Below are 15,230 nucleotides of genomic sequence, written 5' to 3' on the forward strand. Positions count from 1 at the left end.
GTGTCAGAGCTTGCCGGCGAGGTAGCGCGTCAGCGTGGCGCGCGTGCCATCCATCCACAGCACGTTCAATGCATGCGCGAAAGCCTCGACGAATGCGGTGGCGCGGCCGACATCGCCATAGATGTCGTCCATCGCAAGCCAGGCGGCGGGCGCCTCCTTCGCTGCCTTTGCCGTCGCCTGCAAGCGGTCCCAGCTCGGGTCGTTGGGCTCGATGACCGCGCCGCTATCCGTCGTGCCGAAGCAGTAGCGGCACCACAAGGCTGATTCCAGCGCCAGCCCGGCGACGCTCTTTCCCGCTTTCAAGCGGTCGGCGATGGTCGGGATGATGAATTTCGGCTGGCGATTGGAACCGTCGAGACAAAGCCGGCGCACCGTGTCGCCGATCTTGGGGTTGGAAAAGCGCTTTTCGATGAGCTGGTAATAATCCTCCAGGACCGTGTCCGGCACCGGGGGCACGGTCGGAATGATCTCGTCGTGCTCGAGCTTGTCGAGGAAACCGCGCACCAGCGGCTCCTGCATCGCCTCATGCACGAAATGGATGTCCATCAGCCCGGCCGGGTAGGCGATTGCTGCGTGGCCGCCATTGAGGATGCGGATCTTCATCAACTCATAAGGGGCGACATCCCTGACGAACTGCACGCCGACTTTCTCCAGCGGCGGACGGCCATCGGTGAAATTGTCTTCCAGCACCCATTGCCGGAACGGCTCGCAAAAGACAGGCCAATTGTCCTCGACGCCGAAATCCTTGGCCAGGATCGCGCGTTCGCGGTCCGACGTGGCCGGCGTGATGCGGTCGACCATCGCGTTCGGGAAAGCGACATTGCCGCCGACCCAGGCCGCCAGGTCCTCGTCGATCAGGCGGGCGAGCCCGATGACGCCATCCGACGTGACATGGCCGTTGTGGGGAATGTTGTCGCAGGACATCACCGTGAACGGCACGATGCCGTCGCCACGCCGCCGCACCAGCCCGGCGAGGATGATGCCGAACACCGTCTTCGGCGTCGCGCCCGGCTGCGCATCCGCGACGATATCGGGATGCGTCGGGTTGAACACGCCGGAGGCCGGATCGATGAAATAGCCGCCTTCGGTGATGGTCAGCGATACGATCTTGATCGCCGGATCCGCCAGCCGTTCGATGATGGCGGCGGCATCGCCCGGCGTCAGGAAATCGATCATGGCGCCGGTGACGCGGGCGCTCATATGCCCCTCATCCTGCTCGACCACCGTCGTCAGCCAGTCCTGCTCTTCCAGTTTGCCGCGGCCGATTTTCTCGCCCTCGAACACGCCGGCGCCGACCAGCGCCCAGTCATGGCCGACGCCCGAATTGAACAGCTCGTCGAGATAGACGGCCTGGTGCGAGCGGTGGAAATTGCCGACGCCGAAATGCACGATGCCGGCCTTCAGCGCGGCGCGGTCATATTTCGGACCGGCGACGCTGGCGGGCAGGTTGGCGAGATTGGCGGAAGAGAGTTTCACGGTCATCTGTTTACCCTTTGGCCGGGTTGCGGCCTTCGTTACCCTTCTCTCCCCTTCACCGGGAGAGGGTAGGGAGCGGCACATGCCCTCCGAGGCGATGCGGCCGCCACCTTGATATTGGCCTCTTCTCCCCGCGGGAGGCACGGGGAGAAGAGACCGCCCCCGCCCTCAACTCATCCACTGGCCGCCATCGACATTGTAGGTCTGGGCGACGATGTATTCGGCTTCATCGCTGGCCAGGAACACGGCCATGCCGGCGAGGTCTTCCGGTCTGCCCATGCGGCCATAGGGCACGCCTTCGCCGACCAGCCTCTTCTTTTCGCCCTTCGGCCGGTTCTCGTATTTGGCGAACAGCGCATCGACCTGGTCCCACATGTCGCTGTCGACGACGCCCGGCGCGATGCCGTTGACGTTGATGCCGTGCTTGATCAGGTCGAGCCCGGCCGACTGGGTCAGCGAGATGACCGCCGCCTTGCTGGCGCAGTAGACCGCGACCAGCGGCTCGCCGCGCCGCCCGGCCTGGCTCGCCATGTTGATGATCCTGCCGCCCTTTCCCCGGGCGATCATCGAGCGCGCGGCCGCCTGCAGCATGAACAGCGTGCCGGCGACATTGACCGAGAACAGTTTATCGTAGCTCGCCCGCGAGATCTCGACGATCGGCGCCAGGTCGAAGATCGCGGCGTTGTTGATCAGTATGTCCAGGCCGCCGGTCCTGGTTTCCACCGCCTTCACCGCGGCGTCGATGGAGGCCTGGTCCGTGACGTCGAGCTTCACGGCATAGGCCGTGCCGCCGATCCCGGCGGCCGTCTTCTCGGCGGCTTCGAGATCGATGTCGGCAATCGCCACCACGGCGCCTTCACGGGCATAGGCTTCGGCGAAGGCCTTGCCGATGCCGCGCGCCGACCCGGTGATCAGCGCCGATTTGCCTTTCAGCCTCACGGCGCCAGTGCCTTGCCGTCGGGGCCGAAGCGGTGCAGCTTGGCCTTGTCGGGCGTGAGGTAAATGCTGTCGCCGTGGTGGACGCTGAGTTCGCCGTCGGCGCGCACCGTCAGCGGGCCGACACCGTCGGCCTGGACATGCAGGAAGGTGTCGGATCCCAGGTGTTCGGCGACGCCGACCGTCGCCTTCCAGTCGCCCGCCGTGGTCGAGATCGCCATGTGCTCGGGCCGGATGCCGATGGTCTTGGCGCCGTACTTCGCCGCCGGCGCGCCTTCGATCAGGTTCATTTTCGGCGAGCCGATGAAGCCGGCGACGAACAGGTTTTTCGGCGTCTTGTAGAGCTCCATCGGCGAGCCGACCTGCTCGACATTTCCGGCATTCAGCACGACGATCTTGTCGGCCATGGTCATCGCCTCGACCTGGTCGTGGGTGACGTAGATCATCGTCGTCTTGAGCTGGTGATGCAGTTCGCTGATCTCCAGCCGCATCGTGCCGCGCAGTGCCGCGTCGAGGTTGGATAAGGGTTCATCGAACAGGAAGGCCGAAGGCTGGCGCACGATGGCGCGGCCGATGGCGACGCGCTGGCGCTGGCCGCCGGAAAGCTGGCCGGGGCGGCGCTCGAGATAGTTGGTGAGATTGAGCACGCGCGCGGCGTCCTTCACCTTCCTGTCGATGGTCGCCTGGTCTTCGCCCGCCATCTTCAGCGGGAAGGCGATGTTCTTGGCCACCGTCATGTGCGGGTAGAGCGCATAGGACTGGAACACCATGGCAAGCTTGCGCTTGGCCGGCGCCTCGCCGGTGACGTCGCGGCCGTCAATGTTGATGGTGCCGCCGCTGGTGTCCTCCAGGCCGGCGATCAGGCGCAGCAATGTGGACTTGCCGCAGCCCGACGGGCCGACGAAGACGACGAACTCGCCGTCCTCGATGACGAGATCGATGTTGGGAATGATCGAAGTCGAGCCGAAGGACTTGGAGACGTTCTTGAGCGTGATATTTCCCATGCTTTCCTCCCGGTGGATTTCCGTCCGCCGCCTGGCGCACGCTGCTACTTCACGGCGCCCCTACTTCACCGCACCGAAGGTCAGGCCGCGCACCAGTTGCTTCTGGCTGAACCAGCCCATGATCAGGATCGGCGCGATCGCCAGCGTCGAGGCGGCCGAGAGCTTCGCCCAGAACAGGCCCTGCGGGCTGGAGAAGGAGCTGATGAAGGCCGTCAAGGGTGCTGCTTCCGTCGTGGTCAGCCGGATCGTCCAGAACGCTTCGTTCCAGGCCAGGATGATGTTGAGCAGCATGGTCGAGGCGATGCCCGGCACCGCCATGGGTGTGAGCACATAGATGATCTCGTTCCACAGCGAGGCGCCGTCCATGCGCGCCGCTTCCAGGATCTCGCCGGGGATTTCGCGGAAATAGGTGTAGAGCATCCACACCACGATCGGCAGGTTGATCAGCATCAGCATCACCATCAGGCCGATGCGGCTGTCGAGCAGGCCGGTGTCGCGGAAGATCAGGTAGATCGGAAACAGCACGGCCACGGCCGGCATCATCTTGGTGGACAGCATCCACATCAAAATGTCCTTGGTCCGCTTGGTCGGCGAGAACGCCATCGACCAGGCCGCCGGGATGGCGACCAGCAGGGCCAGGATGGTCGAGCCGACCGACAGGATCACCGAGTTCAGGAAGAACTTGAAATAGCCGCTCTGCGCCTGGACCTCGGAATAGCTTTCCGTGGTTCCCGACGGGAACAGGTTGAAGCCCTGGATCGCCTCCTGTTCCGACTTGAACGAAGTGATGATGGTGTAGAGGATCGGGAAGAAGATCAGCAAGGCGACGATCCAGGCGGCAGCCGTCGCGATCGTCTTGTGCCGGGTTGTGACTGCGCGTGCCATCTTTTCCTCCCTTACCTGTCCAGGTTCTTGCCGACGGCGCGCATGGCGAAGAAGGCGACGATGTTGGCGAGAATGACGGCGATGATGCCGCCGGCGGAGGCCTGGCCGATTTTGAACTCCAGCAGCGCCTTCTGGTAAACCAGGAAGGGGAGGTTGGTGGAGGCGTATCCCGGACCGCCATTGGTGGTGACGAGGATCTCGGCATAGACCGAAAGCAGGAAGATCGTCTGGATCAGGATGACGACGGTGATCGCCCGCGACATGTGCGGCAGCGTCAGGTAGATGAAGCGGCTGATGAAGCCGGCGCCGTCCATCTCGGCGGCTTCCTTCTGCTCGCCGTCCAGCGACTGAAGCGAAGTCAAAAGAATAAGCGTCGCGAAAGGCAGCCATTGCCAGGCGACGATGATGATGATGGCGGTCAGCGGATATTGTCCGAACCAGTCTATGGGCTGGAGGCCGAAGAACCGCGCTATATCGGCGAAGACGCCGTATTGCGGATGCATGATCATGTTCTTCCAGACCAGTGCCGCCACCGGCGGCATGACGAAGAACGGCGAGATGACGAGGATGCGCACGATGCCCTGGCCCCACATCGGCTGGTCGATCAAAAGCGCCAGCAGGATGCCGCCGACCACGGTGATCACAAGCACGCTGACGACGATCAGCAGCGTATTGAGGATCGACTGCAGGAAGGCCGGGTTGGAATAGAACAGCGCGTAATTGGAGAAGCCGACGAAGCCGTCGCGGATCGGATTGAGCGGATTGTACTGCTGGAAGGAGAACCAGAGCGTGAGCGCCAGCGGAATGACCATCCAGACGAGCAGCAGGACGACGGATGGCGCCATCATGAAACGGGCAAGCGAACGGGTCTGCTGAGTAGCCATGACGGTCACCCTTCAAGGATCGGACGGAAATTTTCTCGAGCTGTCGGAAGTGGCCGCCCGAACTGGGTTTCGGGCGGCCGTTGCCGGCCAGGGTCGGCGACCGGCCTTAGGCACCGGGAGGAGCCTTACTGGATGTAGCCGCCCTCGGTCATCGCCGCGGTTGCGGCGTCCTGGGCCTGCTTCAGCGCGTCGTCGACGCTCGACTGGCCGGCAAGGGCTGCCGAGAACAGCTGGCCGACGGTGGTGCCGAGGCCCTGGAATTCGGGGATGGCGACGAACTGCACGCCGACATAGGGCACCGGCTTGACGGTCGGATGCGTCGGGTCGGCGGCATTGATGGAGTCCAGCGTCATCTTGGCGAACGGAGCCGCCTTCTGGTACTCTGGATTGGCGTAGAGCGAGGAGCGCGTTCCCGGCGGAACGTTGGCCCAGCCTTCCTTCGAAGCGACCAGTTCTGCATAGTGCTTGCTGGTTGCCCATGACACGAACTTCTCGGCGGCATCGGCCTTCTGCGTGCCGGCGGGAATGGCCAGCGACCACGCCCACAGCCAGTTGCCGCGCTTGCCCAGCCCATTGTCGGGCGCCAGCGCGTAACCGACCTTGTCGGCGACCTGCGAGGCCTTGGGATCGGAGACGAAGGAGGCGGCGACGGTGGCGTCGATCCACATGCCGCACTTGCCCTGCTGGAACAGCGCCAAATTCTCATTGAAGCCGTTGGAGGACGCACCCTCCGGCCCGTCGGCCTTCATCAGGTCGACATAGAACTGCAAAGTGTTCTTCCATTCGGGCTGGTCGAATTGCGGTTTCCAGTTCTCGTCGAACCAGCGCGCGCCGAAGGAATTCGACATGGCGGTCAGGAAGGCCATGTTCTCGCCCCAGCCGGCCTTGCCGCGCAGGCACACGCCGTTCACGCCATTGGCGCGGTCGGTCATCTTGTCGGCGGCCTGCTTGATGAAGTCCCAGGTCGGCGCGTCGGGCATCTTCAGGCCTGCCTTCTCCATCAGGTCCTTGCGGTACATGACGAAGGAGCTTTCGCCGTAGAAGGGCGCGGCATAGAGCTTGCCGTCGACCGAGAGGCCGCCGGCGATCGCCGGAATGATGTCCTTGACGTCGTAGTCGTCGCCGAGCTTGTCGAGCGGCAACAACCAGCTCTGCTTGGCCCAGATCGGGACCTCATAGGTGCCGATGGTCATCACGTCATACTGGCCGCCCTTGGTGGCGATGTCGGTGGTGACGCGCTCGCGCAGCACGTTCTCTTCCAGCGTCACCCAGTTGAGCTGGATGTCGGGGTTCGCCTTGGTGAAGTCGTCGGTTAGCTTCTGCATGCGGACCATATCGCCATTGTTGACGGTGGCGATGGTGATGGATTCGGCATGTGCCGCGAACGCGAGCGCGCTGGCCGAGCACAAGCCCAGGATGAGCGTACGAAGTTTCATCAAATTCCTCCCATGGACCAAGATGAGCATTTGCCTTGGCTGTGAGCAATTACTCACTAAGAATGAATTATGTCAAGCCAGATTCGATGGTGCAGCGCACACTCGACGGAGGAGCGCGGATAATGACACGTTGCAAATGGCCGTCCCGCAGGCGCGGACCGGGCGACAACGGCGATTTGGAGGGAGCGCGGTTTTGATCCTGGAGTTAGCCGGTCAGCAGGCGATCTCGGCCAGGATCCAGTCGCGGAAAGCGCGGATCTTCGGCACGTTGCGGCGCGCCTCCGGATAGACCAGCCAATAGGCGTGGCCGTCGTCGCCGACCAGGTCGAAGGGCTGGATCAGCCGGCCGTCGGCGAGTTCCGCCTTGAACAGCGCCCTGGTCAGGATCGCCACGCCATGGCCTGCGATGGCCGCATTGGCCTCATAGGCCTGCGCGCCCATGCTGCTGCCGGGGCGCTTGGCGAGGTCATGGCTTTGTACGCCCGCGGCCTCGAACCATTGCGTCCACCAGATATCGCCGGGATCGAGGATCGGCAGCCGCAACAGGTCGGCCGGTTCCTTGACGCCGCCGATGCTCGCGGCGAGCTTGGGGCTGAGCATCGGCGTGAAATCGGCGTCGAGCAGCTTGTAGGCTTCCAGCCCCGGCCATTTGCCGCCGCCCGAGCGGATGGCAAGGTCGACATCCTCGCGGGCGAAATCCGTGAGCCGGCTGGATGTGTCGAGCCGCACGGCAAGGGCGGGATGCGCGATCTGGAACGAACCCAGATGATGCGCCAGCCAGTTGGAGGCAAAGGTCAGCACCGTGGTGACGCACAGCAGACCGTCGGCCCCGCCGCGCGCCGCCGCATAGGCCTGGCCGAGTATGGCGAAGGCCTCGCTGACCGCCGGCGCCAGGCGCTGCCCGGCTTCGGTGAGTTCGATCTGTCGCGGCCGGCGCAGGAAAAGCGGCGCGCCGACCCGCTCCTCCAGCACCTTGATCTGATAGCTGACCGCTGCTTGCGTCATCGCCAGTTCCTCGGCCGCCTTTGTGAAGGACAGATGCCGCGCCACCGCCTCGAACACCCGGATCGCCTGCAGCGGCGGAAGCTGCGAAACCTGTCGCGAACTGAGGTCCGGCATAAAGCCTCCTTATGGATCCTTATCGACGTTCGATTGGCAAAGGCGGCCGGCACGACCGACATTCAGCCTCAGCCCGTCACTCGGGTTGAAGATAGCGAAGGTTGACGATCATGACCATGGCGCAGCAAAAATGCACTCCCGCTCCGGATCATCGCTGGATTTCATGGCTTGCGGACGGATTCGGCTGGTTCGCGACCAGGAAAAAGGCGCATCTCGATATCAGGGACCTGTCGCCGCACTTGCAGCGGGACCTGGGCTTTCTCGACGGCAACGATCCTTTCGGACGGCACGGATAGCAGGCCCGGATTTTATCGCAAATCGATGTTGCTTCGAGGCTTTCGGCTCATCCGTTCGCCAGCAGGGCGGCGGCGGTTCGTTCGTCGGTGATGAGGCCGTTGACCAGCCGGCGGTTCACGGCCGCCAGGATGCCCGGCAGCTTGCGTTCACCCATGGCGAGCGCGATGACCAGCGACTTCTCGCGTGACGGCAGGGCCGCCGACGACACCCGGTCGTTGGTGATGCCCTCGACCATGCGGCCGTCGCGATCGAACACCCAGCCGACGATTTCGGCGACGCCGCCCGCTTTCTGCAATGCCTTCAGCTCGGCGTCGGAAATGAAGCCGTCCTCATAGAGCGGCGCCTTCGGGCCGAGGTCGCCGATGCCGACGAAGGTGACGTCGGCCTCCGCGGCCAGCGCCAGCGTCGGCTGGATCATCGGCTGGCTGAGCAGCATCTCGCGTTCCTGCGGCGAGGAGGCGATGACCGGCAACGGCATCGGGAAGGACCGTGCCTTGACCCTGTCGGCCATGGTGAAGATGACGTTGTAGAAAGCGGCCGAACCGTCGGGCGAGATATTGCCGGTCAGGGACACCACCTTGTGCTGCGGACACTCCATCGGCGGCAATTGCTCGATCGCCGCCTTCAGCGTACGGCCGGTGCCGATCGCCAGCACGATCGGGGCCGGCGATCTCAGCCGCCTCTCGATTTCCGCGGCCGCCGCTTCGGCGATGCCGATCGTCGTCGACGAGGAGGTCGGGTCGCTCGGCACCACCTCCACCAGATCGAGCGCGAAGCGCGACTTCAGGCGGGCGGCGAGGTCGAGGCAGTTGGCGATCGGATGGTCGACGCGCACCTTGATCAGGCCTTCCGACACTGCCAGCGACACCAGCCGCTGCGCAGTCTGCCGCGAGATGCCGAGCGTGGCGGCGATCTGGTCCTGCGTGTTGCCGGCGACGTAATAAAGCCAGCCCGCGCGGGCGGCATCGTCCAACCTGTTGCTGCCGCCCTCCTGCCGGTTGTTCACGTCCTGCCTCCCGAAACCGCCGGTCATGGAAGCGGTCCGCGCCTACCTTCGCAGGGAACCGCGCGCTGCGCAATTGTCAATCGCCAGGGCAATTGCTTGCGCCTGTCGGGACGCGCTCGGCCGGACCATCGTCGGACTGCGCGTTGTGCGGCAGGCAGAAGGAGGATTTCCGTTCCGACAGGCGGCACGTTCTGCCGTCCGGATGGTTTATCTCGCGGGGTAAACCCTTTAAGGGAACGCCAAAAGGAGCGTTGCATGACACCGAAAGCGGTTTTCTGGGACATGGACGGCACGCTGGTCGACAGCGAACCGCTGCACGAGGCAGCCCTGGTGGCGGCGATGCGCAATGTCGGCCTCACGCCCCCGGCCGACCTGCATGAGCGTGTTCTCGGGGTCGCTGCCTGGCCGGTCTACCTGATGATGCGCGACGAGTTCGGCCTTGACCTGCCCTTCGACGAGTGGATCGTCCACAAATACGAGCATTATCTGCCTCTTGTCGCGACATTGAAGCCGCGCCCCGGTGCGATAGAGATCTTCAACGAATTGCGCGCGCTTGGCGTGCAGCAGGCCGTGGTCTCGAATTCCGACCGCATGATCGTCGACGCCAATCTGGGCATGGTCGGCCTGACCTATCCCGGCATGAAGACCATCAGCCGCAACGACGTGCGCGAAGGCAAGCCGAACGCCGAGCCGTTCCTGCGCGCCGCCTATCTCGCCGAAGTCGATCCCGCGAACGCGGTGGCGATCGACGACAGCTGGCCGGGCGCCATGGCAGGGCTGGCGGCTGGCATGAAGACGATCTTCTGGCCGGAAAAACCGATGGAAGGACCGCCCGGAGCGCGGGTCATCAACAGCGCCGAGGAATTGCGCAGAGAACTGGGGCTCTGAGCTAAGCGCTGGTCGACCCCCACTCCGTCTCGGCTTCGCCGAGCCACTTCTCCCCCGATCGACGGGGGAGAGGAAGGGCGCCAAGCTTTTTGTCATCAACGCTCGTCTAGCAACGCTCCCCACCTTTCCCTCCGGAGGGGGAAAGGTGGCACTGCGAAGCAGCGACCGATTGGGGGAACCACCTGGCAATCAAGCCTCGGGCCGGTCGTTACGCCAGTCACAAGATGGATAGCGTAGCGTAGACAGCGAGAAGGAAGAGTCCGGCTTTAATTCCGATAAACCGGCTCCTGCTCGTCCAAAATCGCCTTCAACTCGCTGAGATGGCGTTCGGCCTGACCGGGATAGTCGTCCATCTCGCTTGCGGCCTTCTCGGCGATGGCGTCGGACAGCGTGCGCAGCGGACGCCCGGTCCACAGCGCCTTGATGTAGGTCTCGGCGGCGCGTTCGAAATAGAACATGCGATTGAAGGCATCGGCCACCGTGTCGCCGATGACCAGCACGCCGTGATTGCCCATCACCATTACCTTGACCTTGGGGTCGGTCAGAAGCTGCGAGCATCGCTCGCCCTCTTCCTCGAAGGCCAGCCCGCCATAATGGGCGTCGACCACATGGCGGTTGAAGAACATCGCCGAATTCTGGTCGATCGGCGGCAGCCTAGAATCGGCAAGCGAGGCCAGCACGGTGGCATGGATGGAATGCACATGCATGACGCAGCGCGCGTGGCGGACATTGCGGTGGATGGCGCCGTGCAGGCCCCACGCGGTCGGGTCGGGCGCATTCGGGCCGGACAGCGTCTCGGGGTCGTTGGCGTCGATCACAAGCAGGTCGCTCGCCTTGATGCGCGAGAAATGCACCTGGTTGGGGTTCATCAGGAATTTTGTGCCGTCCTCGTTGATGGCCAGCGAGAAATGGTTGGCCACCGCCTCGTGCATGTTGAGCCGCGCCGTCCAGCGGAAAGCGCAGGCAAGATCGACACGCTCTTCATAGAAGGGCAGGTTGGTCAGCGGTTCCTTTTGCAGGCGGGCGATGGTCATCGAAAATCCTCCGGTTTTTTTGCAACAATGCCGTGCCCTGTTCGAGCCCGCAACCGGTTTTGGTTGGTGCAGCCAGCTCACGCCGCCGTGCTTGCGGCGCCCCCGACCCTCAAGCCGCCATGCTCGACGATGAAATCGATGACCTCTCGCAACCCCTTGCCGCGCGACAGGTCGGTGAAGCCGAACGGTCGCTTGCCGCGCATGCGGGCGGCGTCGCTCTCCATCACGTCGAGATTGACGTTCACATAGGGTGCCAGGTCGCTCTTGTTGATGATCAGGAAATCGGAACGGGTGATCGCCGGGCCGCCTTTCCGCGGGATCTCCTCGCCCTGGCAGACGGAGATGACATAGAGCGTGAGGTCGGCGAGATCCGGCGAAAAGGTGGCGGCAAGATTGTCGCCGCCGGATTCGATGAAGATGATGTCGAGATCGGAGAACTTGCGGTTGAGTTCCGCGATCGCCTGCAGATTGATCGAGGCGTCCTCGCGGATGGCGGTATGCGGGCAGCCGCCCGTCTCGACGCCCACGATGCGCTCCTCCGGCAGCGCCTGCAGCCGCGCCAGCATCATGGCGTCTTCCCTTGTGTAGATGTCGTTGGTGACGACGGCGATGGAGAATTCCTCGCGCAGCGCCTTGCACAGCTTTTCGGTGAGCGTCGTCTTGCCCGAACCGACGGGGCCGCCAATGCCGATACGAAGGGGACCGTTGGGCTGCGTCATGTCGGGAACTCCGTAATGGCGAGGACTGCGAAGCCGAGCCCGATCAGCAGGCACAGCGGCGAATAGAGCCTGATATCGAGCCGCGCGAAAGGCTGTTCCGGTGCCAGCCGGCGCCACCAGGGCGTGAAGCCGGCAATGCCGCGTCCGAGGAACACCAATCCGATCAGCAGCGCGGTGGCGGCGAGGCCTTCCCTGGGAAAGGGCGAGGCGAACACGCCCTCCAGAGCCATCGGCCAGAGCGTCGCAAGCGCCAGGCAGGCGGCGACGCCAAAGCAGGCGAACGGCGCCGGCATCTCGTCGACGCCGCGAAAGCCGACCACCGCATGCGCGCAGGACGCTGCATCCTTGCCCGGCCATATCCCGCCAATGCCCCAATAGACATGCAACGCGGTGATCACCAGCAGGACGAAGGAGAGGACGAAGGCAAGGACGATCATGAGCGGAACAATCGCGAATACTGGGTTTCGTGCTGCATCGCCGTGATATCCGAGACAAAGGCGCAACCGCCGAGATCGTCCAATGTCGAGCGGGATGCGCGGGCGGCGGTCGCAAGGGCCAGCGGCTCGAAGTCGGCGAGCAAACTGGTCGCGCCGCTTTGTCCGACGACACCCAGCCGGATCGCGGCCTGGACGAGGTTGGAGAAGAAGGCCTGCAGGAAGGCGCACAGCGCGTCCTGAAGCGCGATACCATTGCCGCCGGCAACAGCGCCGACGGCGATGCAGTACGCACAATCGGCGGGCAAGCGCTCCAGCACGGGAGTGGGCCAGGCGGCGGCCGCTTTGAGGAAAGCCGCACCTTGCAGCATGGTCTCGGCATGGCGTTCGCGCGACCCGGCCAACGCCTCGGCCAGTGCGGCGACTTCGGCCGGATCGCCGCCTTCGCGGGCTTTGCGCCAGCTCTCGGCGAACAGCACGGCATCGTTCCAGGCGGAGCCCATCTCGACCAGCGTTTCAAGCCATGCGGCCAGGCCCGCCGCATCGGTCACCAGCCCATCGTGCACGGCGCGCTCGAGACCATGGCTGTAGGAAAAGCCGCCGACCGGAAAGACCGGCGACAGCCATGCCATCAATCGCAGCAGGGCGATGCCGGATGGCTGGTCAGTCATGGTGATCATGGTGATGATCGTGATGATCGTGGTGGTTGTGCGAATGGCTGTGCGAATGCGCTTCGGCGTGGCTATGGGCGTGGGCATGGCCGTGGTCATGGCCGCCGGAATAGGCGCCGCGCACCGGTTTGAACGGTTCGGAGACCTCGCGCACCGTGGCCCCGAGCCCCTCCAGCATCGCCTTGATGACATGATCGCGCAGGATGAGGATGCGCTCCGCCTCTATCGCCGCCGCGAGATGGCGGTTGCCGATATGCCAGGCCAGTTCCGCCAGATGCACGGCGTCGCGGGCGCGGATGTCATAGACCTCCTCCGGCGCCGCGAAGATCTCGATATGTCGACCATCTTCCAGCACCAGCCGGTCGCCGTCGTTGAGCGCGACGGGCTCCGGCAGGTCGACCAGCACCTTGCTGCCGTCGGACAATTCGATCGCCCGGCGGCGCAGATGCCGCTCGTCATGGGCAAGAACGGCACGTCCGGATGGCGCCGTGGTGCCGGCATTGCCGGAGGTCAGCACCGAGATGGCGCGCGGGAACTTGGTGAAGTCGGTGTTGAGGTTGAGCTTCATTTCATGGCTCCGCCATTGGCTTGCGCCCGGGCACGGGCAGGGCGTGAAAGCACGCGGTCGAAATAGGCGTTGACGCGTTCGGATTCTATTGGAAAGCGGCCGGCTCTGGCCCAGCCGCCCATGTCGCCGAGCAGCACGTCGACAGCCGAGAACCGGTCGCCGAGCGCGAATGGCTTGTCGCCCAGCCGGCGGTCCAGCGCCTTGACCTCGGAGGCGAAATCGTAAGCGGCCGCGGGGCCGACATCGACCCGGACCTCCCTGGGCAGCAGGAAACGGTGGCGCAATTTGTTCCACAATGGCGCTTCCAGCTCGGACTGGGCGAAATGCATCCAGGAATCCATTTCGGCGCGGCCTGCGAGGCCGGGACTGGCGCCCATGCCCTTATCCGCGTGCTTATCGGCAAGATAGACGCAGATCGCCGCCGAATCCGTCAGCGTCAGCTCGCCGTCGATCAGGATCGGCACCTTGCCCGAGGGATTGAGCGCATAGGCTTCGGGCGAGCGCAGGGGAATTTCGACGAATTCATAGGCCTGCCCGAGTTCCTCGAGCATCCACAGAACACGGCTGACCCGGGATCCACGCGATCCGACGGCCTTGTACATGGTTGAACCCTGCCTTTCCCGGTCAGCCTAGAGCATCCGCGGCCGTCATACGATCGTGTCGAAGAGCCGCAGGATGAACGATATCTGATAGATCAGCGCCGCCGCGACGAAGGCGATGTGGAACCGGCGGTCGCGCACCAGGATCGCGACGATGCACAACGCGACGAAGACTGGCGTGCGGAACAGATACTCGCTGCCGAAGCGGGCGAAATGCTCCGGCCCCTTCAGCAGCGTGTCGATCACGTCGAGCAGGTAGGTCGCGGCCAGCAGGCCGAAGAACCAGGCGCGCCGCGAATAGAAGAAATCCTCATAGCTGGTGTAGTCGAGCATCGAATCCGGAAACAGCAGCGCGCAGAGCAGGAACAGGGTGATGGCGTAGAAGATGATGAACAGGTACTTGCCGAAGGTCCATGTTTCGATGGCATAGAGGCCGAACTCCCACCACCAGAAATGCACCAGCATCAACAGCACCGAAGCGACCCAGGCCAGATGCACCGTATAGAGCCGGTATTGACCGGGATGCTGGACGATGCGCGCCACCCCCGACAGCAGGCGCGCGACGCCGAGCCCGATCACCATGCCCATGACGATGCGGATATGCGGGAAGATGTCGTGGGGCGAAGCTATTTCGGTGGCCATGCCGAATGCTCGCCAGGTGATGGAACGTCCGTCAACACACCACCGTCAGTCTATTCGCGCATAAGGTTGTCTGAAGACCACGGTGATCCTGGGAAATAGTCATCGTCCAGGATTTCCTTGATCCCATAGGGGCAATGGACAGGGAAATCCCGGTCTCTCAGGCCTGTTTCGTCCAATGCCTTTGATCTTGCTATCTTGAACTCTCGATCGAGCACCTGCGCAGGATATTTTTTGAGGCTCGGACTTTCATCAAGCAGGCCTTCAATCCGAAGCCGTTGCTCCCGAATTGTCAGCAACCAGCCCGTTTTGCGCTGCTCAGACCGAAACTCCCATTTCAGCAAGTGAAGGACCAAAGTGCCAAGCCTGCTCGCAGTTTCCCTTTTGTCGCTCCGCCCCAAGCTCTCGATCTCCTCGGCGACATTCTCATGATCGAGGTCGGAAAGACGACCTTCGCGCAGCAACGCGCCCTGCTCGGCGCACCACTGAGCATAGTCGGCCTCGTAGGGCGTCAATTGCTGTTTGCGAAGTATCTTGTTCATTGAGGAGATATTGCTCCCAAAGTGCACAATTTCCAAGTCCGCGGAGAACGAGTGCGCCCATTCGGGCAGCCCGGCACAACCCACTCATCGCCG

The 15,230-nt window shown here is 63.7% G+C and carries 18 protein-coding genes; 2 read left to right on the forward strand and 16 right to left on the reverse strand.

Translation table 11 applies throughout. The annotated features are described in order from the left end of the window. Positions 1 to 3: 3 nt before the first annotated feature. From LB551_RS09385 to gcvA, 7 genes are all read right to left on the reverse strand, one after another. A complete protein-coding gene (locus tag LB551_RS09385; protein ID WP_224658989.1) occupies positions 4 to 1,482 on the reverse strand; it encodes a mannitol dehydrogenase family protein in 1,479 nt (492 codons plus the stop codon). A 162-nt stretch (positions 1,483 to 1,644) separates the two neighbouring features. Further along, positions 1,645 to 2,415 (reverse strand): L-iditol 2-dehydrogenase, encoded by a 771-nt coding sequence (locus tag LB551_RS09390; protein WP_224626324.1) that lies wholly within the window; start codon positions 2,413 to 2,415, stop codon positions 1,645 to 1,647. Further along, positions 2,412 to 3,416, reverse strand: a complete 1,005-nt coding sequence (locus tag LB551_RS09395) for an ABC transporter ATP-binding protein (RefSeq protein WP_140551584.1) — start codon at positions 3,414 to 3,416, stop codon at positions 2,412 to 2,414. The genes LB551_RS09390 and LB551_RS09395 overlap by 4 nt, the downstream gene beginning before the upstream one ends. Before the next feature lie 60 nt (positions 3,417 to 3,476). Continuing rightward, the gene (locus LB551_RS09400; RefSeq protein WP_140551583.1) at positions 3,477 to 4,301 is read right to left on the reverse strand and encodes a carbohydrate ABC transporter permease; all 825 of its coding nucleotides are present in this window, start codon (positions 4,299 to 4,301) and stop codon (positions 3,477 to 3,479) included. A gap of 11 nt (positions 4,302 to 4,312) precedes the next feature. Continuing rightward, entirely contained in the window at positions 4,313 to 5,185 is an 873-nt protein-coding gene (locus tag LB551_RS09405) for a carbohydrate ABC transporter permease (protein ID WP_224626316.1), read from the reverse strand. Positions 5,186 to 5,310: 125 nt separating this feature from the next. Then, positions 5,311 to 6,621 carry an ABC transporter substrate-binding protein gene (locus LB551_RS09410; protein WP_140551581.1) on the reverse strand — a complete coding sequence of 437 codons (1,311 nt, stop codon included), beginning with the start codon at positions 6,619 to 6,621 and terminating at the stop codon, positions 5,311 to 5,313. A 213-nt stretch (positions 6,622 to 6,834) separates the two neighbouring features. Next, on the reverse strand, positions 6,835 to 7,740 hold the full coding sequence (gcvA, locus tag LB551_RS09415) for a transcriptional regulator GcvA (protein WP_140551580.1): 906 nt from the start codon (positions 7,738 to 7,740) through the stop codon (positions 6,835 to 6,837). A 110-nt stretch (positions 7,741 to 7,850) separates the two neighbouring features. On the opposite strand from gcvA, the gene LB551_RS09420 reads away from it, so the two are divergent. Then, the gene (locus LB551_RS09420) at positions 7,851 to 8,036 is read left to right on the forward strand and encodes a hypothetical protein (RefSeq protein WP_140493424.1); all 186 of its coding nucleotides are present in this window, start codon (positions 7,851 to 7,853) and stop codon (positions 8,034 to 8,036) included. A gap of 47 nt (positions 8,037 to 8,083) precedes the next feature. Here LB551_RS09420 and LB551_RS09425 read toward each other — a convergent pair whose 3' ends face one another. Continuing rightward, the gene (locus LB551_RS09425) at positions 8,084 to 9,043 is read right to left on the reverse strand and encodes a sugar-binding transcriptional regulator (RefSeq protein WP_140551579.1); all 960 of its coding nucleotides are present in this window, start codon (positions 9,041 to 9,043) and stop codon (positions 8,084 to 8,086) included. A 255-nt stretch (positions 9,044 to 9,298) separates the two neighbouring features. Between LB551_RS09425 and LB551_RS09430 the strand changes: the two genes are divergently transcribed. Continuing rightward, complete coding sequence (locus LB551_RS09430) at positions 9,299 to 9,931, forward strand: HAD family hydrolase (RefSeq protein WP_224658990.1); 633 nt, start codon at positions 9,299 to 9,301, stop codon at positions 9,929 to 9,931. Positions 9,932 to 10,197: 266 nt separating this feature from the next. Here LB551_RS09430 and LB551_RS09435 read toward each other — a convergent pair whose 3' ends face one another. The 8 genes from LB551_RS09435 to LB551_RS09470 all read right to left on the reverse strand — a co-directional run bounded on the left by LB551_RS09435 (position 10,198) and on the right by LB551_RS09470 (position 15,137). Further along, positions 10,198 to 10,965 (reverse strand): class II aldolase and adducin N-terminal domain-containing protein, encoded by a 768-nt coding sequence (locus LB551_RS09435; protein WP_224658991.1) that lies wholly within the window; start codon positions 10,963 to 10,965, stop codon positions 10,198 to 10,200. Positions 10,966 to 11,042: 77 nt separating this feature from the next. After that, positions 11,043 to 11,684 (reverse strand): urease accessory protein UreG, encoded by a 642-nt coding sequence (gene ureG, locus LB551_RS09440; RefSeq protein WP_224658992.1) that lies wholly within the window; start codon positions 11,682 to 11,684, stop codon positions 11,043 to 11,045. Next, positions 11,681 to 12,121, reverse strand: a complete 441-nt coding sequence (locus tag LB551_RS09445) for a DUF3995 domain-containing protein (protein ID WP_224658993.1) — start codon at positions 12,119 to 12,121, stop codon at positions 11,681 to 11,683. Before LB551_RS09445 ends, ureG begins: the two co-directional genes overlap by 4 nt. Then, positions 12,118 to 12,789, reverse strand: coding sequence for an urease accessory protein UreF (locus LB551_RS09450; RefSeq protein ID WP_224659021.1), 672 nt, complete (start codon positions 12,787 to 12,789; stop codon positions 12,118 to 12,120). Before LB551_RS09450 ends, LB551_RS09445 begins: the two co-directional genes overlap by 4 nt. Beyond that, positions 12,782 to 13,357 carry an urease accessory protein UreE gene (gene ureE, locus LB551_RS09455; RefSeq protein WP_140551574.1) on the reverse strand — a complete coding sequence of 192 codons (576 nt, stop codon included), beginning with the start codon at positions 13,355 to 13,357 and terminating at the stop codon, positions 12,782 to 12,784. Before ureE ends, LB551_RS09450 begins: the two co-directional genes overlap by 8 nt. Further along, a complete protein-coding gene (locus tag LB551_RS09460; protein WP_224658994.1) occupies positions 13,354 to 13,959 on the reverse strand; it encodes a glutathione S-transferase family protein in 606 nt (201 codons plus the stop codon). Before LB551_RS09460 ends, ureE begins: the two co-directional genes overlap by 4 nt. Positions 13,960 to 14,004: 45 nt before the next feature. Beyond that, positions 14,005 to 14,598 carry a hypothetical protein gene (locus LB551_RS09465; RefSeq protein WP_140551572.1) on the reverse strand — a complete coding sequence of 198 codons (594 nt, stop codon included), beginning with the start codon at positions 14,596 to 14,598 and terminating at the stop codon, positions 14,005 to 14,007. A gap of 50 nt (positions 14,599 to 14,648) precedes the next feature. Next, positions 14,649 to 15,137, reverse strand: a complete 489-nt coding sequence (locus tag LB551_RS09470; RefSeq protein WP_224658995.1) for a DUF29 domain-containing protein — start codon at positions 15,135 to 15,137, stop codon at positions 14,649 to 14,651. Between the last annotated feature and the right edge of the window lie 93 nt (positions 15,138 to 15,230).

The organism is Mesorhizobium sp. BR1-1-2 (assembly GCF_020165435.1).
GTDB lineage: Bacteria > Pseudomonadota > Alphaproteobacteria > Rhizobiales > Rhizobiaceae > Mesorhizobium.